Annotated in this window: 19 protein-coding genes; 12 read left to right on the top strand and 7 right to left on the bottom strand. The window is 63.9% G+C overall.

The window, feature by feature from the left end:
• Window positions 1-411 precede the first annotated feature (411 nt).
• From tkt to aat, 6 genes are all read left to right on the top strand, one after another.
• The gene (gene tkt / locus IB235_RS14150) at window positions 412-2430 is read left to right on the top strand and encodes a transketolase (RefSeq protein ID WP_192337256.1); all 2019 of its coding nucleotides are present in this window, start codon (window positions 412-414) and stop codon (window positions 2428-2430) included.
• A 110-nt stretch (window positions 2431-2540) separates the two neighbouring features.
• Window positions 2541-3467, top strand: a complete 927-nt coding sequence (locus tag IB235_RS14145) for a DMT family transporter (RefSeq protein WP_192337255.1) — start codon at window positions 2541-2543, stop codon at window positions 3465-3467.
• A gap of 9 nt (window positions 3468-3476) precedes the next feature.
• Window positions 3477-4370, top strand: a complete 894-nt coding sequence (locus IB235_RS14140; RefSeq protein ID WP_192337254.1) for a lysophospholipid acyltransferase family protein — start codon at window positions 3477-3479, stop codon at window positions 4368-4370.
• A 105-nt stretch (window positions 4371-4475) separates the two neighbouring features.
• Complete coding sequence (gene accB, locus IB235_RS14135; protein ID WP_155039825.1) at window positions 4476-4991, top strand: acetyl-CoA carboxylase biotin carboxyl carrier protein; 516 nt, start codon at window positions 4476-4478, stop codon at window positions 4989-4991.
• Window positions 4992-4998: 7 nt separating this feature from the next.
• The gene (accC, locus tag IB235_RS14130) at window positions 4999-6354 is read left to right on the top strand and encodes an acetyl-CoA carboxylase biotin carboxylase subunit (protein WP_155039826.1); all 1356 of its coding nucleotides are present in this window, start codon (window positions 4999-5001) and stop codon (window positions 6352-6354) included.
• Window positions 6355-6360: 6 nt separating this feature from the next.
• On the top strand, window positions 6361-6996 hold the full coding sequence (aat, locus tag IB235_RS14125; RefSeq protein ID WP_192337253.1) for a leucyl/phenylalanyl-tRNA--protein transferase: 636 nt from the start codon (window positions 6361-6363) through the stop codon (window positions 6994-6996).
• Here the strand turns inward: aat and IB235_RS14120 are convergent.
• From IB235_RS14120 to IB235_RS14100, 5 genes are all read right to left on the bottom strand, one after another.
• Window positions 6960-7466, bottom strand: a complete 507-nt coding sequence (locus IB235_RS14120; RefSeq protein ID WP_192337252.1) for a DUF2155 domain-containing protein — start codon at window positions 7464-7466, stop codon at window positions 6960-6962. The genes aat and IB235_RS14120 overlap by 37 nt on opposite strands.
• Window positions 7463-7930 carry an outer membrane lipid asymmetry maintenance protein MlaD gene (mlaD, locus tag IB235_RS14115; protein ID WP_155039829.1) on the bottom strand — a complete coding sequence of 156 codons (468 nt, stop codon included), beginning with the start codon at window positions 7928-7930 and terminating at the stop codon, window positions 7463-7465. The genes IB235_RS14120 and mlaD overlap by 4 nt, the downstream gene beginning before the upstream one ends.
• 3 nt (window positions 7931-7933) lie before the next feature.
• Window positions 7934-8308, bottom strand: coding sequence for an NADH:ubiquinone oxidoreductase subunit NDUFA12 (locus tag IB235_RS14110; protein WP_192337251.1), 375 nt, complete (start codon window positions 8306-8308; stop codon window positions 7934-7936).
• Window positions 8309-8504: 196 nt separating this feature from the next.
• Complete coding sequence (gene clpX, locus IB235_RS14105; protein ID WP_155039831.1) at window positions 8505-9770, bottom strand: ATP-dependent Clp protease ATP-binding subunit ClpX; 1266 nt, start codon at window positions 9768-9770, stop codon at window positions 8505-8507.
• Between the two features lie 162 nt (window positions 9771-9932).
• Entirely contained in the window at window positions 9933-10562 is a 630-nt protein-coding gene (locus IB235_RS14100) for an ATP-dependent Clp protease proteolytic subunit (protein ID WP_155039832.1), read from the bottom strand.
• Window positions 10563-10755: 193 nt separating this feature from the next.
• Here IB235_RS14100 and pth point away from each other — a divergent pair, with 193 nt between their 5' ends.
• Window positions 10756-11472, top strand: coding sequence for an aminoacyl-tRNA hydrolase (gene pth, locus IB235_RS14095; protein WP_192337250.1), 717 nt, complete (start codon window positions 10756-10758; stop codon window positions 11470-11472).
• 17 nt (window positions 11473-11489) lie between these two features.
• Complete coding sequence (locus tag IB235_RS14090; protein ID WP_155039834.1) at window positions 11490-11858, top strand: DUF2237 family protein; 369 nt, start codon at window positions 11490-11492, stop codon at window positions 11856-11858.
• Here the strand turns inward: IB235_RS14090 and IB235_RS14085 are convergent.
• Window positions 11855-12208 (bottom strand): YigZ family protein, encoded by a 354-nt coding sequence (locus IB235_RS14085; protein ID WP_192337249.1) that lies wholly within the window; start codon window positions 12206-12208, stop codon window positions 11855-11857. The two genes, IB235_RS14090 and IB235_RS14085, sit on opposite strands and share 4 nt — an antisense overlap.
• The gene (locus IB235_RS14080) at window positions 12205-12627 is read right to left on the bottom strand and encodes a Fur family transcriptional regulator (protein ID WP_155039836.1); all 423 of its coding nucleotides are present in this window, start codon (window positions 12625-12627) and stop codon (window positions 12205-12207) included. Before IB235_RS14080 ends, IB235_RS14085 begins: the two co-directional genes overlap by 4 nt.
• Before the next feature lie 87 nt (window positions 12628-12714).
• Between IB235_RS14080 and IB235_RS14075 the strand changes: the two genes are divergently transcribed.
• Genes IB235_RS14075 through IB235_RS14060 form a run of 4 tightly spaced genes read left to right on the top strand, consistent with a single transcriptional unit; the run spans window position 12715 to window position 16148 of the window.
• Window positions 12715-13617: a metal ABC transporter substrate-binding protein gene (locus tag IB235_RS14075; protein ID WP_155039837.1), complete on the top strand. Its 903-nt coding sequence runs from the start codon at window positions 12715-12717 to the stop codon at window positions 13615-13617.
• Window positions 13610-14467: a manganese/iron ABC transporter ATP-binding protein gene (locus tag IB235_RS14070; protein ID WP_192337248.1), complete on the top strand. Its 858-nt coding sequence runs from the start codon at window positions 13610-13612 to the stop codon at window positions 14465-14467. The genes IB235_RS14075 and IB235_RS14070 overlap by 8 nt, the downstream gene beginning before the upstream one ends.
• A complete protein-coding gene (locus IB235_RS14065; protein ID WP_155039839.1) occupies window positions 14464-15324 on the top strand; it encodes a metal ABC transporter permease in 861 nt (286 codons plus the stop codon). The genes IB235_RS14070 and IB235_RS14065 overlap by 4 nt, the downstream gene beginning before the upstream one ends.
• The gene (locus tag IB235_RS14060) at window positions 15324-16148 is read left to right on the top strand and encodes a metal ABC transporter permease (protein WP_370576897.1); all 825 of its coding nucleotides are present in this window, start codon (window positions 15324-15326) and stop codon (window positions 16146-16148) included. The genes IB235_RS14065 and IB235_RS14060 overlap by 1 nt, the downstream gene beginning before the upstream one ends.

Genomic DNA, 16148 nt, shown 5'->3' with positions numbered 1-16148 from the left:
GGCAACGATTTTCTGGTGCATGCGCCGACCATGTGCAGCCCAGCCGGTTTCAAGGGCACTGTGCCCAGCCCCCGATCCCGGTCGTGACGCTTTGTCAGAAACATCTTGGATGGCGACAGATTTTTCGCCGGACCCGCTTGCGGTTCCCGGCCAAAAAGGCCAGCTTTGCCGGGCAACGGGATGGAATGGCAGCCTGAAATGGCCCCGGTCCATCTGAAATATTCGTTCGAAACCATTAAGTTGCGGCGGATATCTGGTTGCGCGACCAATTGCGGGCAATGATCTGGCCCGAACCGACCGGCAATCCCACGATCTGCCGGGCCTTACGTCATATTGGCCGACGCGGGTTGCAACCTTGGCCTTGCCTGAATATCAGGACGTGGCCCGCATCCACCAGCACGGAACTCCACAATGGACATCGCTGACCGCCGCAAGGCAAATCCCGATCACTGGCGCCTTGCCGCCGCCATCCGCGCCCTGTCGATGGACGCCGTCGAGGCTGCGAATTCCGGCCATCCCGGCATGCCGATGGGCATGGCGGATGTCGCCACCGTCCTGTTCCGCAATCACCTGAAATTCGACGCATCGGCCCCGAACTGGTTCGACCGCGACCGCTTCGTGCTGTCGGCGGGCCACGGCTCGATGCTGATCTATTCGCTGCTGCACCTGACCGGGTATGAGCAGATGTCGCTGGACCAGATCCGCAACTTCCGCCAGTGGGGCGCAATCACCGCGGGCCACCCGGAATACGGCCATGTCGAGGGCGTCGAGACGACGACCGGCCCGCTGGGTCAGGGCATCGCCACCGCCGTCGGCTTCGCCATCGCCGAAGAAGCGATGCGCGCGCAATATGGCGCAGACCTGTGCAGCCACAAGACCTGGGTCATTGCCGGCGACGGCTGCCTGATGGAGGGCATCAGCCAGGAAGCGATCGCGCTGGCCGGCCACCAGAAGCTGAAGAACCTGATCGTCCTGTGGGACAACAATGACATCACCATCGACGGTCGCGTCTCGCTGTCGGACAATACCGACCAGCTGAAGCGCTTCGAGGCCTCGGGCTGGCGTGTTCTGGCCTGCGACGGCCACGATGCAGCCGACATCGACCGCGCGCTGACCGACGCGGCCAGCGGCGCGGACGACCGCCCGGTTCTGGTCTCGTGCAAGACCATCATCGGTTACGGTGCGCCGAAGAAACAGGACAGCTCGGGCGCGCATGGCTCGCCCCTGGGTGCCGAGGAAATCGCCGCGACCCGCGCCGCCTATGGCTGGGAACACGGCCCCTTCGTCATTCCCGAGGACATCCTTGCCGACTGGCGCGCCATCGGCTCGCGCGGCAAGACCGCCCGGATGGAATGGGCCACGCGCGTTGACGCCGCTGAAAACCGCGACGAATTCGCCCGCCGCATCTCGGGTGAGGGCAGCGACAAGCTGGCCCCGACCATCGCCGCGCTGAAAGATCAGGCGATCACCAGCAAGCCCAAGATCGCGACCCGCCGCGCCAGTGAGATGGTGCTTGAGGTGGTGAACCCGGCTTTGCCCGAGACGCTGGGCGGCTCGGCCGACCTGACCGGCTCGAACAACACCAAGACCAAGGATCTGGGCATTTTCTCGCCCGAGAACCGCACCGGCCGCTACATCCATTACGGCATCCGCGAACACGGCATGGCGGCTGCGATGAACGGCATCTGGCTGCATGGCGGCTTCCGCCCCTATGGTGGCACGTTCATGTGCTTCACCGACTATGCCCGCGGCGCAATGCGTCTGTCGGCGCTGATGGGTCTGCCGGTCGTCTATGTCATGACGCATGACTCGATCGGTCTGGGCGAAGACGGCCCGACCCACCAGCCGGTCGAGCATCTGGCAATCTGCCGCGCGACGCCGAACACGCTGACCTTCCGCCCCTGCGATCTGGTCGAGACCGCCGAAGCCTGGGAAATCGCGCTGAGCGAGGACACCTCGCCTTCGGTCCTCGCGCTGTCGCGTCAGAACCTGCCGACGCTGCGTGAAACCGCTGGCGAGAACCTGACCGCCAAGGGTGCCTATGTCCTGCGCGAAGCCTCGAGCGACGCGAAGGTCGTGCTGATGGCCACCGGTTCCGAGGTCGAAATCGCCGTCGCCGCGCGTGAGACGCTGGAAGCGCAAGGCGTTCCGACCCGCGTCGTCTCGGTTCCGTCGATGGAACTGTTCCGTGCGCAGGATGCCGATTACCGCGCCTCGGTCCTGCCCGCAGGCACCGTCCGCGTCGCGATCGAGGCCGCCGTGCGCCAGCCGTGGGAATGGGTGCTGCTGGGCGAGCGTGGCCGCGAGGAAACCTCGGGCTTCATCGGCATGACCGGCTTTGGTGCCTCGGCCCCGGCGCCGACGCTGTACAAGGAATTCGGCATCACCGCCGAGGACACCGTCGCGCTGGCCCGCAAACTGCTGGCCTGATACGGCGATCACATGATCTTGACGGCCGCGCCTTTGCGCGGCCGTCTGCATTCTGGGTCATGGACCTTCCTCTGCCATACAGGCATAAGTCCCGCCGAGGGAGTTCCCAGATGAGCCAGCCAGACATTGCCCCGCAGGGCCTGCCGCAGATCCTTGCGCCCGCAGGCAGCCCTGCACGCTCGACCCAATTGCAGGGCATCGTGCTGTTGCTGCTTGCAATTTTTACCTTCACGCTGATGGACGCCTCGGCCAAGCACCTGACCGAGCGCTACCATCCCGCCCAGATCGTCTGGGTGCGCTTCGTCAGCAACCTGCTGATCGTCGGGCTGATCTATGCGCCGCGCCTGCGCAGCACCATGGTCAGCAAGCGCCCGGTGGTGCAGCTGTTCCGCGGGCTGACCCAGCTGGGCTCGGTCGGGCTGTTCTTCACCTCGCTGCAATTCATCGGCCTGGCCGAGGCGACGGCGATCATGGACATCAACCCCGTCCTGATCACGCTGGCCGCCGCGATTTTCCTTGGCGAAAGCATCGGCATCCGTCGTCTGATCGGCATTGCCGTCGCGCTTTGCGGCGCGCTGATCATCATCAGGCCCGGCGCGGGCGTATTCCAGCCTGCCGCCATCCTGCCGCTGATCGGTGCCTTCACCTATGCCGCCGGCGCGATCCTGACCCGCCTTGTGCGCGAGGATTCGACCGCGACCTCGATCCTGTGGTCGGCGACCGTCGGGACGATCCTGTCTTCGCTTGCCGTGCCGTTCTTTTGGCAGCCCATCGCCAGCGAGGACATCTGGGCCTTTGTACTGCTGGGGATTTTCGGCACGGTGGCGCAGGCGCTGCTGATCCGCGCCTTTGCCATGGCCGAGGCTGCCGCCATCGCCCCCTTCGGTTATACCGGCCTGATCTGGGCCGGATTCTGGGGCTGGCTGTTCTGGGGCACCCTGCCTGACCGCTGGACCATCATCGGTGCGTTGATCATCGTCGCAGCCGGCCTATATGTGTGGATGCGGGAGGCACGCGCCATGCGGCGGGCAGGATAAGACGACGGAATGAGTGACAAGGACGAAGAACAGGTCGCATTGACCGACCGGATCGCGAACGGAGCCTTTCTGGCCGTGATGGGATTGGCCCGCGCCCTTCCCTATAAGCGCCGGATTCCCGCGATGGGCTGGTTCTTTGCCCATATCCTTGGCCCGGTCGCGGGTTGGCGCAAGCGCATCCGTGAAAATCTGGCCAAGGCGCGTCCCGACCTGACGCCCGCCGAGGTTCGCCATCTCACCCGCGCCGTTCCCGACAATGCTGGCCGCTCGCTGGCCGAGATCTATTCGGGAGCTGAATTCACCGACCGCATCCACGCTGCCGACCCGCTTTGCGGCCCCGGCCTGCCCGCGTTGGAACAGGCGGCGGCGGCAGGACGCCCTGTTATTCTGGCGGTCGCGCATTTCGGCAATTACGACGCCATGCGCGCGGCCCTGACCGGGCGCGGCTGGCCCGTGGGCGCGCTTTACCGCCCGATGAACAACGAGGCGTTCAACCGCCACTACATCCCCGCCATGCAGGCCATCGCCGAGCCGATGTTCCCGCGTGGGCGCTCGGGCCTTGCGGCGATGCTGCGCTTCCTCAAGGGCGGCGGCTGGTTGTCGCTGGGTTATGACCAGTTCGACGGCCATGGCGCAGTTCTGCGCTATTTCGGTCTGCCCACGAAAACCGTGCTGACGCCTGCGGAACTGGCCATCCGCTATGACGCGCTGATCCTGCCCATCGCAGGCATCCGCCAGCCCGACGGGCTGAGCTTCCGCGTCGAGGTCGGCGATCCGATCCCCCATTCCGACCCCGAAACCATGATGCAAGCCCTGAACGACCATCTTGAGACGCAGGTCCGCGCCCATATGGATCAATGGTTCTGGGTCCATCGGCGGTGGAAAGAACGTGGCTCCCGATGATGGGAACAGGCGAAACCCTTTCCCTCGGGTCATGGCACAGGCTATAAGCTGCGCAACCATCGCGCCCGAAGGTGCGATCCCAAACGAAAATATCCAGAGGACGGCATGAGCGACGACAAGAAACCCGCAGGTCAGGACGAACGCACCAGCCAAGACGACGTGGCATTCATCCAGGCGCTGGCCGAGCTGCTCAACCGCAACGAACTGACCGAACTGTCGGTCAAGCGCGAATACAGCGAAAACGACCGCCTGACCGTGAGCCTGTCGAAACAGGGCAAGCAGGTCATCCAGGCAGTCGCGGCCCCCGCCTTTGCTGCCGCTGCCCCTGCTGCCGTGGCCGCCGCGCCCGCCGCCGCACCGGCCGCAAGCGAAGACCCGGCCAGCCTGCCCGGCATCGTCACCTCGCCCATGGTCGGCACCGCCTATCTGGCCGCCGAGCCGGGTGCTGCGCCCTTCGTCGCCATCGGCAAGCAGGTCAAGGAAGGCGAGACCCTGCTGATCGTCGAGGCCATGAAGACCATGAACCACATCCCCTCGCCCCGCTCGGGCACGGTCAAGCGCATCCTTGTCGACGATGGCAGCCCGGTCGAGTTCGGCGCGCCCCTGATGGTCGTCGAGTGAGGCCCTGATGTTCGACAAGATCCTGATCGCCAACCGGGGCGAGATCGCCCTGCGCGTGATCCGCGCCTGCCGCGAGATGGGCATCGCCTCGGTCGCGGTCCATTCGACCGCCGATTCGGACGCGATGCATGTCCGCATGGCCGATGAATCGGTCTGCATCGGCCCGCCTTCCTCATCGGAAAGCTACCTGTCCATGTCCGCGATCATCGCCGCTTGCGAGATCACTGGCGCACAGGCGATCCATCCGGGCTATGGCTTCCTTTCGGAAAATGCCGGCTTTGTGCAGATGGTCGAAGACCATGACATCGCCTTCATCGGCCCCTCGGCCGAGCATATCCGGATCATGGGCGACAAGATCACCGCCAAGGATACCGCGAAATCACTGGGTATTCCGGTGGTTCCGGGTTCTGACGGCGGCGTGCCCGACGTGGCCTCGGCACTGCGCGTCGCGGCTGAAATCGGCTATCCGGTCATCATCAAGGCCACCGCCGGCGGCGGCGGTCGTGGCATGAAGGTCGCGCTGGACGAGGCCGCGCTGGAAACCGCTTTCCGCACCGCGCGCTCGGAATCCAAGGCGGCCTTCGGCAATGACGAAGTCTATATCGAGAAATACCTGCAGCGCCCGCGCCATATCGAGATCCAGGTCTTTGGCGATGGCCGTGGCCGCGCGGTCCATCTGGGCGAGCGCGACTGCTCGCTGCAGCGCCGCCACCAGAAAGTGCTGGAAGAGGCCCCCGGCCCCGCGATCACCCCCGAACAGCGCGCCCGCATTGGCAAGATCTGCGCCGACGCGATGTCGCAGCTGGGCTATCGCGGCGCCGGCACCATCGAATTCCTGTTCGAGGATGGCGAGTTCTACTTCATCGAGATGAACACCCGCCTGCAGGTCGAGCATCCGGTGACCGAAGCGATCTTCGACGTGGATCTTGTCCGCCAGCAGATCCTTGTCGCCGCTGGCGAGGAAATGGAGTTCCGCCAAGAGGATCTGAAGATCCGCGGCCACTCCATTGAAGTGCGGATCAACGCTGAAAAGCTGCCGAATTTCACGCCCTCTCCGGGCAAGATCACCCAGTATCACGCGCCGGGTGGCCTGGGCGTTCGCATGGATTCGGCGATCTATGACGGCTACAAGATCCCGCCCTATTACGACAGCCTGATCGGCAAGCTGATCGTGCATGGCCGCGACCGGCACGAGGCGCTGGCCCGTCTGGACCGCGCTCTTGGCGAACTGATCGTGGACGGGGTCGACACCACCGTGCCGCTGTTCCGGGCCCTGCTGCAGAACCCGGACATCCAGAGGGGCGATTATTCGATCCACTGGCTGGAAAAATGGCTTGCCCAGATGGCCAATCAGGACAGCTAAGCGGACATGACCGAACTGACCGCGGAAAGACTGCTTCTGGCTTATGCGCAGGGCGTCTTTCCGATGGCCGAATCCGCGACCGACGCCCATCTGTACTGGTTCGATCCGCCCGAGCGCGGCATCCTGCCGGTAGGGGGCGTCCATGTCTCGCGCTCGATGCGGCGTTGCCTGCGGCACAGCGGCTGGCATGCCAGCGTCAATCGCGACTTTCTCGGTGTGATCGCAGGCTGCGCCGACCGGCCCGAGACCTGGATCAACGCGCCCTTGATCGCTCTGTACATGCAGCTGCACCGTATGGGACACGCGCATTCGCTGGAGATATACGAAGGCGATACGCTGGTCGGTGGCACCTACGGCATTTCGCTGGGGGCGGCATTTTTCGGAGAAAGCATGTTCTCGCGTCGCACCAACGCCTCCAAGGCGGCGCTGATCTGGATGTCACATCACCTGCGCCGCAGCGGCTTCACGCTGTGGGATACGCAATATGGCACGTCGCATCTGGCCTCGATGGGCGGTCAGGTCATTTCGCGGCAGGAGTACCGGCGCAAGCTGGCCATGGCGATCCGCAGGCCCGCCGATTTCACCGGCCATGCCCTGCCGGGCATTCAGCCCCTGTTGCAGGACATGACCCACACGTCATAGCGCGGGTCATCCATTGCCGAAAGCGCGGGGGACGAGGCGATCATCCAGCCCGCAAAGACCGTATGATTGGCGCGCGTGTCAAAGACCGTCAGTTCGGCATAGGCGTCAGATTCCGGGTCCTTGGCAGGATAGCGGCACTCGGCAAGCGTCACTTGCAAGCGACCGAATTCGGCCTTTTCCCCGGCAGCCATGGTGAAATCCAGAAGCTGGCCGGTCACCTTGTCCAACCCGCGCAGATTGGCACCCTTGGCGCGCGACGTCTCGGGGCCGCGGGCGGCAGCAACGGCCGCCTGACGTTCCGCCGCAGAGGGCTCGGCCACAACCACGTCATTCGGGTCGTCGCTGAAGGCCGGGTCCATTTCAAAGTCGATGACCGGGGCGTCCTGCGGCTCTTCCTCATCCTGAGCCAGAGCCGGCAGAGCGGTCAGCATCGCAAGACACAGCGCAGGGGCAAGCAGCCGTCCGATCATTTGCCGTCCTCCGATGACTGGGCATCGACGAATTTCATCATCAGCGACAGCAGGCTGACTGCGCCCTGCACGTCCTCGATCTCGTCCCCCGGAGCCAGATTATCCGCCGCACCGCCGGGCTGCAGTTCGATATACGAACCGCCCAGCAGGCCATCGGTCTGAATCAGCGCAGCACTATCGGTCGGAAGCTTGATGTCGCCGGGAATGCGCAACCGGGCCTCGGCCAGATAGGTCGCGGGGTTCAGCTCGACTGCGCTGACGCGCCCGACCTTGACGCCCGCGACACGGACATCGGTGCCGACCTCGATCCCGTCGACATTCGGAAATGCCGCGCGCAATTCATAGTTTTCGCCGCCGATCCCGCGATGCGCGTTGCCCGCGGTGGACCAGAACAGGAAGCCGCCGGCGATCAGCAGGATCGCCGCCCCGACCCAAAGCTCGGCCCGCTCGGCGTTGCTCTGCATCGCTTACTCGGGCTGCCAGGCGTCGTAATCGCGACGCGCTGCGGGCTCGGCACGATAAAGCGATCCGGCGGGGTGATACGCCTCGGCCGAGCCGGTCTGGTTCGGCTGGTGCGGCTTTTCCCAGGTCTTGTGGGCCAGCGGCTCGGTGGTCGGCGGCTGCTTGAAGGTGTGGTGCAGCCAGCCATGCCATTCCGGAGAAACGCGGCTTGCCTCGGCCTCGCCATTATAGATGACCCAGCGCCGCTTGCCGCCGCCCGACTGGTAATAGACGTTGCCTTGATCGTCCTCACCCACCTTCTCGCCATAAAGTTTGGTCCAGACTTGGGTGTTGATGGTCTGGCTGTTCCACCAGGTCAGAACGCGCAGCAAAAAGGACATGGAAGCGAACCTCGTCATTCGGAGTTGGCCGAGATATGGCGCAAACCGCGCCCGAGGTCCAGTGATTGCGGACAAATCCCTTGCCGGACACGACAGGACCGCGACAAGTTTATGTGCATTCCTGCCACCCGCGAAAATGAAAAAAGGCCGAGGTCTATCACGACCCCGGCCTTTCATTCATGCGCTACAGCGGGCGTCAGCCAGCGGTCGCGGTTTCCTTCTTCGTATCGGTGTGGATCAGCAACGGCTTGGCATTGGGATTATCCACGGCCTCGTCATTGACAACGACCTCTTCGACGCTGTCCAGGCCCGGCAGGTCGAACATCGTGTCGAGCAGGATGTCCTCCATGATCGAACGCAGGCCACGTGCGCCGGTCTTGCGCTTGATGGCGCGTTTGGCGATGGCGGTCAGCGCATCCTCGGTGAAGGTCAGCTTCACGTCCTCAAGGTCGAACAGGCGCTGATACTGCTTGACCAGCGCGTTCTTGGGCTGGGTCAGGATGGTGATCAGCGCGTCCTCGTCCAGATCGCCCAGCGTGGCGATGACCGGCAGACGACCGACGAACTCCGGGATCAGGCCGAATTTCAGCAGATCCTCGGGTTCGAGCTGCTTGAACAGCTCGCCCACGCCCTTGTCGTCATTTTCCTTGACCGCGGCACCAAAGCCCATCGCCGTGCCCTTGTTGCGCTGCGCGATGATCCGGTCGAGACCGGCAAAGGCGCCGCCACAGATGAACAGGATGTTGGTCGTGTCGACTTGCAGGAATTCCTGCTGCGGATGCTTGCGGCCACCTTGCGGCGGAACGCTGGCGACAGTGCCTTCCATGATCTTCAGCAGGGCCTGCTGCACGCCCTCGCCCGAAACGTCGCGGGTGATCGAGGGGTTGTCGGACTTGCGGGTAATCTTGTCGACCTCGTCGATATAGACGATGCCGCGCTGCGCGCGCTCGACGTTGTATTCCGACGCCTGAAGCAGCTTCAGAATGATGTTCTCGACATCCTCGCCGACATAGCCGGCTTCGGTCAGCGTGGTCGCGTCGGCCATGGTGAAGGGCACATCAAGGATGCGCGCCAGCGTCTGGGCCAGCAGCGTCTTGCCGCAACCGGTCGGACCGATCAGCAGGATGTTCGACTTCGCCAGCTCGATATCGGTCTTCGAGCTGTGGTTCAGACGCTTGTAGTGGTTGTGCACCGCGACCGAGAGCACGCGCTTGGCATGTTCCTGCCCGATCACGTAATCGTCGAGGACATTGCAGATCTCGCGCGGGCTGGGCACGCCATCGCCGGATTTCAGGGCCGAGGTTTTGGTCTCTTCCCGGATGATGTCCATGCAAAGTTCGACGCATTCATCGCAGATGAAGACGGTCGGCCCGGCGATCAGCTTGCGCACCTCATGCTGGCTCTTGCCGCAGAAGCTGCAGTAGAGCGTGTTTTTGCTGTCGCCGCCGGTCGGATTGGCCATCAGTTCGATCCTCGTTATGCCCGGACGACCAGCCCTATCGCCGGACGTCCGCCTGTTTGTCTCACGGGCCTCGGGCCGCGTGTTGCGTCAGCGATATGTTACGAGCCGCTATGACGCGTCACAATCCCCAAAAAGTGCGGCCCCGTCATGCGGGGACCGCGATCAGGCCGTCGGATCGGCCTTGCCGCGCGCGGTCAGGATCTCGTCGATGAGGCCCCATTCCTTGGCCTCTTCGGGCGACATGAAGCGGTCACGCTCCAGCGCCTGTTCGACTTCTTCCAGCGTGCGGCCGGTATGCTGGACATAGATCTCGTTCAGCCGGCGCTTGAGCTTTTCGGTCTCGCGCGCGTGGATCAGGATGTCGGTCGCCTGACCCTGGAACCCGCCCGAGGGCTGGTGGACCATCACACGGCTGTTGGGCAGCGAGAAACGCTGGCCCGGCTGACCCGCGCACAGCAGCAGCGAGCCCATCGAGGCCGCCTGCCCCACCACCAGCGTCGAGACGCGCGGCTTGATGTATTGCATCGTGTCATAGATCGACAGGCCCGCGGTGACGACACCGCCGGGGCTGTTGATATACATGCTGATGTCCTTGTTCGGATTTTCCGCCTCAAGGAACAGCAGCTGCGCCGAAATCAACGTGGCCATGCCGTCATGCACCGGCCCGGACATGAAAATGATCCGTTCCTTCAGCAGACGCGAGAAGATGTCATAGGCCCGTTCGCCCCGGCTGGTCTGTTCGACAACCATGGGGACGAGCGTGTTCATGTAGAATTCTGCCGGATCTTGCATGTCGTTCCTTGCTTTTGTCCCTGCCTGGCCTGCCGTTTCCGCGATTCGCCCTTGGGTTTCCCCCATCCGGCCTGTCTTAACCGCGAAACATTGAGAGAGTCTTAGTAACGCCCGCGACCGAGGACAAGAGAGCGTTAGAAATTGCCCCCGCCTGCCCATCCCGGTATTCTGCCCGCAATCGACGGAGAAACTGATGAAACTGATCGTCGGCCTGGGCAATCCGGGCCCGAAATATGACGCGAACCGCCACAATGTCGGCTTCATGGCGCTGGACCGCATCGCTTCGGACCACGGATTTGGGCCTTGGCGGGCGCGTTTTCAAGGCGAGACCGCCGAGGGGCGGCTGGGCGACATGCGGGTGACGCTGCTCAAGCCCACGACCTTCATGAACCTGTCCGGCCAATCGGTCGGCGAGGCGATGCGCTATCTGAAGCTTGGCCCCGAGGATGTGATCGTCCTGCATGACGAATTGGACCTGCCCCCCGGCAAAGCGCGGCTGAAGCTGGGCGGCGGCCATGCCGGGCATAACGGGTTGCGCTCGATCCATCAGCATATTGGTGACAATTATCGCAGGCTGCGCATCGGTATCGGTCATCCGGGCCACAAGGACCGCGTGGCAGGCTACGTGCTGTCGGATTTCGCCAAGGCCGAGGAGGCCGGATTGGACGATCTGTTGCGCGGGATTTCGGATGGGGCGGCGGCACTGGCTGCGGGCGATGACGCACGTTTCATGAATGCAGTGGCGGCGCGGGTCGCCCCGCCCCGGAACAGCGGCACGCGACCACAGCCCGCCGCCGTGACACAGCCAGCCACGACCAAACCGGTGGCCGTGAAACCCGAAGCCCCGGCAGTCGTTGAACCTCAGACCCTCACCGACCGGTTGCGCGCGCTGAGCGAGCGTTTCCGCTGACCCCGAAGGAGGCGACGATGGACAGTCAGATCAACGTCCTTGGCGGCAAGCTTGACCCCTGCTCGGCCGATCCGCTGACGGGGTTCTATCGCGACGGCTGCTGCAATACCGGCCCCGAGGATACGGGCCGCCACACCGTCTGCGTGATCGTCACCGCCGAGTTTCTGGCGGTGTCGAAATATCTGGGCAACGATCTTAGCACCGCGCGGCCCGAGTTCCGTTTTCCCGGGCTGAAGCCGGGCGATCGCTGGTGCCTGTGCGCCGCGCGCTTCCTGCAGGCGGCGCAGGAATTCGCCGCGCCGCAGGTGGTGCTGGAATCCACCCATGCGCGCACATTGGACATCGTGCCGCTGGAACTGCTGCAGGCCCACGCCTTCGAAGGCTAGCTCTGAGCCAGATAATGGCGGACGGCATCGACAACGTGGCGGAAACGGTCACCGCCCAGATGCTTGCCGCCATACCACCTTGTCACCACCACGACATGATCGGTCAATTCGGCCCGTTCCAGCATTTGCAGGATGATCTGGCCCGCGCCGCTTTCGCCGTCGTCATCCTTGACGCCCTCGCCCGACAGAATCGCGGCCCAGGTGTTGTGCGTGGCCTTGGCGAATCTTTTGTTGCGCTTCAATTCGGCCAGCAGCGCCTCGGCCTCGGCGCGGTTACGCGCAGGCCCGCCCGAGACGGCATAGCGTGAGCCGCGGTCGGAAATGATCTTGTCGAAAACGCGCAGGCTCATGTCTTGCGGCGCACGTAAAGTTCCAGCCGGTGGCGGACGATTTCATAGCCCAATTCGGCGGCGATCTCGGCCTGCAAACGCTCGATTCGATCACTGACGAATTCGGTGACCTCGCCGGTTTCGACATCGATCATATGGTCGTGATGCTTGCCATCCGCTGGCTCGAACCGCGCGGGTTCACCGGCAAATTCGACCTTCAGCACCACCCCCTGCGCCTCCAGCGCGGACAGCGTGCGATAGACGGTGGCCAGCGACACGCCCGCCCCGGCCTCGGTCGCGCGTTGGAAAAGCTGGGTCGCGTCGGGATGATCCTCGGCCGAGGCCAGCACCCGCAACAACGCCGCCCGCTGGCGGGTGATGCGAATACCGGCGCGCCGCAGCGCATGTTCAAAGCCAAGGGCTCGGGTTTCTGCGTCCATGCGCCTTTCTCACCCAGTTGAGAATGAATTACAACTGGCTTGACAGTTGAGAATCGTTCGCAGATAAAGAACAAAAATGGGGGTAGAATGTTCCGCAGGACTTTTCTGGGCACCGCATTGGCCAGTGTGACGATGTCAGGGCTGGCCGCACCGGCACTGGCCCAAACCCGCCGCCCCAAGGTCGCGACCACTTTCACGATTCTGGCCGACATGGCGCGCAACGTCGCCGGGGACCGGGCCGAGATCGTATCGATCACCAAGCCGGGCGCCGAGATCCACAATTACGAACCAACCCCCAGCGATCTGGTCGGCGCGCGCGATGCAGACCTGATCCTGCGCAATGGCATGAATCTAGAGCTGTGGTTCGAACAGTTCCTGCGCAATCTGGGCGATCTGCCCTCGGCCACGCTCAGCGAGGGGATTGAGCCGATGCCGATTTCGGGCGGCAGCTATCGGGGCAAGCCCAATCCCCATGCCTGGATGGCACTTGATTCGGCGATGATCTATGTCGACAACATCGCCGCCGCGCTGACCCGGCTGGACCCGGCCGGAGAGGCCGAATACCGCGCCAATGCCGATGCCTATCGCCAGCAGATCACCCAGACCGTCTCGCCGCTGCGAGATCAGGCCCGCGCCCTGCCCGAGGCCCGGCGCTGGTTGGTGACCTCGGAAGGCGCGTTTTCCTATCTGGCGCGGGATTTCCACCTGCAGGAAATGTATCTATGGCCGATCAATGCCGATGCCCAAGGCACGCCCCAGCAGGTGCGCCGTGTGGTCGATGCCATCCGAGAACATCGGATTCCGGTGGTGTTTTCGGAAAGCACCGTGTCGGACCGCCCGGCCCGGCAGATCGCGGCGGAAACCGGGGCGCAATATGGCGGAGTGCTGTTCGTCGACAGCCTGTCCGAACCCGATGGCCCGGTCCCGACCTATCTGGACCTGCTGCGCGTCACGTCGGAAACCATTCTCAAGGGGCTGAGCGATGCTTGATACCGGGATCGAGGCCCATGGCCTGACCGTCACCTATCGCAACGGCTTCACCGCGTTGACCGATGCCAGCTTTACCGTCCCGACCGGCTCAATCACCGCGCTTGTCGGCGTGAATGGTGCCGGAAAATCGACACTTTTCAAAGCGCTGATGGGATTTGTTCCAGCATCATCCGGTGATGTCCGGGTGCTCGGCATGACCGTCCCCGAGGCATTGCGCCGCAACCTTATCGCCTATGTCCCGCAATCCGAGGAAGTCGATTGGAGTTTCCCCGTCCTTGTCGAGGATGTGGTGATGATGGGCCGCTACGGCCATATGGGCTTTCTGCGCCGCCCTCGCGCTGCCGACCGGCAGGCGGTGGATCAGGCGCTGGACCGCGTTGGTATGCAGGAATTCCGCCACCGCCAGATCGGCGAGCTTTCCGGCGGCCAGAAGAAACGCGTTTTCCTTGCCCGCGCCCTTGCGCAGGGCAGCCGGGTCGTGCTGCTGGATGAACCCTTCACCGGCGTCGACGTGAAAACCGAGGAAGCGATCATCGGCCTGATGCGCCAGATGCGCGACGAAGGCCATGTGATGCTGGTCTCGACCCACGATCTGGGTTCGGTGCCCGAGTTCTGCGACCGGGTGGTGCTGGTCAAGGGGACGGTGCTGGCCTCGGGTCCGACCGCGCAGGTGTTCACGCAGGACAATCTGCGGCTGGCTTTTGGCGGGGTGCTGCGCCATTTCACCATCAGGGCCCAGCAATTGCATGAGGATGACGATCCCCGCGGCGTCACCCTGCTGTCCGATGAGGAACGCCCGCTGGTCTTTTATGACGGCCAGCAACGCAGCACCGAGGCCAGCGGCAAATGATCGAGACCCTGCTGATCCCCTTTCAATACAGCTACATGACCGACGCGATCTGGGTCTCGGCGCTGGTCGGCGCGGTCTGCGCCTTTCTTTCAGCCTATCTGATGCTGAAGGGCTGGTCGCTGATCGGCGACGCGCTCAGCCACGCCATCGTGCCGGGCGTCGCCGGGGCCTATATGCTGGGACTGCCCTTTGCACTGGGGGCGTTCCTTTCAGGCGGGCTTGCGGCGCTGGCCATGCTGTTCCTGAACCAGCGCAGCGGGCTGAAAGAGGACGCCATCATCGGCCTGATTTTTACCGGCTTTTTCGGGCTGGGGCTGTTCATGGTGTCGCTGAACCCAATGGCCGTGTCCGTCCAGACGATCACCATGGGCAACATCCTTGCCATCAGCCCCGCCGACACACTGCAACTGGCGCTGATCGGAGGGATTTCGTTATTGATACTCAGCTTGAAATGGCGCGATTTGATGGTTGTTTTCTTTGATGAAAACCATGCCCGCACCATCGGCTTGCGCCCTGAACTGCTGCGCATCGTGTTCTTCACCCTGCTCGCGGGCTGCACGGTCGCGGCCATGCAGACGGTCGGCGCCTTTCTGGTCGTGGCGCTGGTGGTGACGCCGGGGGCGACGGCCTATCTGCTGACCGACCGCTTTCCGCGGCTGATCCTGCTGTCGGTGGCGATCGGCAGCCTGACCTCGGCGCTGGGGGCCTATATTTCCTTCTTCCTCGACGGGGCGACGGGGGGCGTGATCGTATGCCTGCAGACCGCGATCTTCCTGCTGGCTTTTCTGTTCGCGCCAAAGCACGGGCTGCTGGCCGCACGCCGCCGCGGACGCCGGGTGCAAGGGGGGCAAGCATGATGGACTGGTTGCTGCCCTTCACCTTTCCCTTCATGCGCGATGCCGCACTGATCGGATTGATGATCTCGGTCCCGGCGGGGCTGCTGTCGTGTTTTCTGGTGCTGCGCGGCTGGTCCCTGATGGGCGATGCGGTCAGCCATGCAATCCTGCCGGGCGTGGTGCTGGCCTATATCCTGCAACTGCCGCTGATCCTTGGGGCCTTTGTCGCGGGACTGGGCTCGGCGTTGATGGCGGGATGGTTGCAGGATAACAGTCGGGTCAAGCGCGACACTGTGCTGGGCGTGGTCATGTCGGGCATGTTCGGGCTGGGTGTGGTGCTTTACACCGCGATCCCTTCGGACCTGCATTTGGACCATATCCTGTTTGGCAACATGCTGGGCATCGGCCCCGAGGATATGCGCCTTGCGGCGATGATTTCGGGCGTGGTGGGGCTGGTGCTGGTGCTGAAATGGAAGGATTTCGCGCTGGCGGCCTTTGACCCGGTGCAGGCGCGAGTGGCCGGGCTGGCGGTGGGCTGGCTGCATTACGGCTTGCTGGCGATGATCTCGGCGACGGTGGTGGCGATGCTCAGCTCGGTCGGGATCATTCTGGCCGTGGCCATGCTGATCGCGCCGGGGGCGGTTGCCTTTCTGGTGACGCGCAGGCTGGCCGCGATGCTGGTGACGGCAGTGATCGTCGCGGCATTCGCCACGACGGTCGGGGTCTGGGGCAGCTTCTGGCTGGACAGCGCGCCCGCGCCGACCGTAGTTCTGGTGCTGACCGGGCTGTTCGTGCTGGCCTTTACATGGCGCAACCTTGCCCAGAGGCGGGCAAGCGCGGCCTGA

The organism is Paracoccus sp. PAR01, from assembly GCF_014851995.1.
Classification (GTDB): Bacteria; Pseudomonadota; Alphaproteobacteria; order Rhodobacterales; family Rhodobacteraceae; genus Paracoccus; species Paracoccus litorisediminis.
The sequence above is the reverse complement of the archived record's forward strand: the minus strand, read 5'-3'. Positions and strand labels throughout refer to the sequence as shown.

Bases quoted from the DNA above. Each gene is read 5' to 3' on its own strand.
- tkt (WP_192337256.1), top strand. From the start codon at position 412: ATGGACATCGCTGACCGCCGCAAGGCAAATCCCGATCACTGGCGCCTT.
- IB235_RS14145 (WP_192337255.1), top strand. From the start codon at position 2,541: ATGAGCCAGCCAGACATTGCCCCGCAGGGCCTGCCGCAGATCCTTGCG.
- IB235_RS14140 (WP_192337254.1), top strand. From the start codon at position 3,477: ATGAGTGACAAGGACGAAGAACAGGTCGCATTGACCGACCGGATCGCG.
- accB (WP_155039825.1), top strand. From the start codon at position 4,476: ATGAGCGACGACAAGAAACCCGCAGGTCAGGACGAACGCACCAGCCAA.
- accC (WP_155039826.1), top strand. From the start codon at position 4,999: ATGTTCGACAAGATCCTGATCGCCAACCGGGGCGAGATCGCCCTGCGC.
- aat (WP_192337253.1), top strand. From the start codon at position 6,361: ATGACCGAACTGACCGCGGAAAGACTGCTTCTGGCTTATGCGCAGGGC.
- IB235_RS14120 (WP_192337252.1), bottom strand. From the start codon at position 7,466: ATGATCGGACGGCTGCTTGCCCCTGCGCTGTGTCTTGCGATGCTGACC.
- mlaD (WP_155039829.1), bottom strand. From the start codon at position 7,930: ATGCAGAGCAACGCCGAGCGGGCCGAGCTTTGGGTCGGGGCGGCGATC.
- IB235_RS14110 (WP_192337251.1), bottom strand. From the start codon at position 8,308: ATGTCCTTTTTGCTGCGCGTTCTGACCTGGTGGAACAGCCAGACCATC.
- clpX (WP_155039831.1), bottom strand. From the start codon at position 9,770: ATGGCCAATCCGACCGGCGGCGACAGCAAAAACACGCTCTACTGCAGC.
- IB235_RS14100 (WP_155039832.1), bottom strand. From the start codon at position 10,562: ATGCAAGATCCGGCAGAATTCTACATGAACACGCTCGTCCCCATGGTT.
- pth (WP_192337250.1), top strand. From the start codon at position 10,756: ATGAAACTGATCGTCGGCCTGGGCAATCCGGGCCCGAAATATGACGCG.
- IB235_RS14090 (WP_155039834.1), top strand. From the start codon at position 11,490: ATGGACAGTCAGATCAACGTCCTTGGCGGCAAGCTTGACCCCTGCTCG.
- IB235_RS14085 (WP_192337249.1), bottom strand. From the start codon at position 12,208: ATGAGCCTGCGCGTTTTCGACAAGATCATTTCCGACCGCGGCTCACGC.
- IB235_RS14080 (WP_155039836.1), bottom strand. From the start codon at position 12,627: ATGGACGCAGAAACCCGAGCCCTTGGCTTTGAACATGCGCTGCGGCGC.
- IB235_RS14075 (WP_155039837.1), top strand. From the start codon at position 12,715: ATGTTCCGCAGGACTTTTCTGGGCACCGCATTGGCCAGTGTGACGATG.
- IB235_RS14070 (WP_192337248.1), top strand. From the start codon at position 13,610: ATGCTTGATACCGGGATCGAGGCCCATGGCCTGACCGTCACCTATCGC.
- IB235_RS14065 (WP_155039839.1), top strand. From the start codon at position 14,464: ATGATCGAGACCCTGCTGATCCCCTTTCAATACAGCTACATGACCGAC.
- IB235_RS14060 (WP_370576897.1), top strand. From the start codon at position 15,324: ATGGACTGGTTGCTGCCCTTCACCTTTCCCTTCATGCGCGATGCCGCA.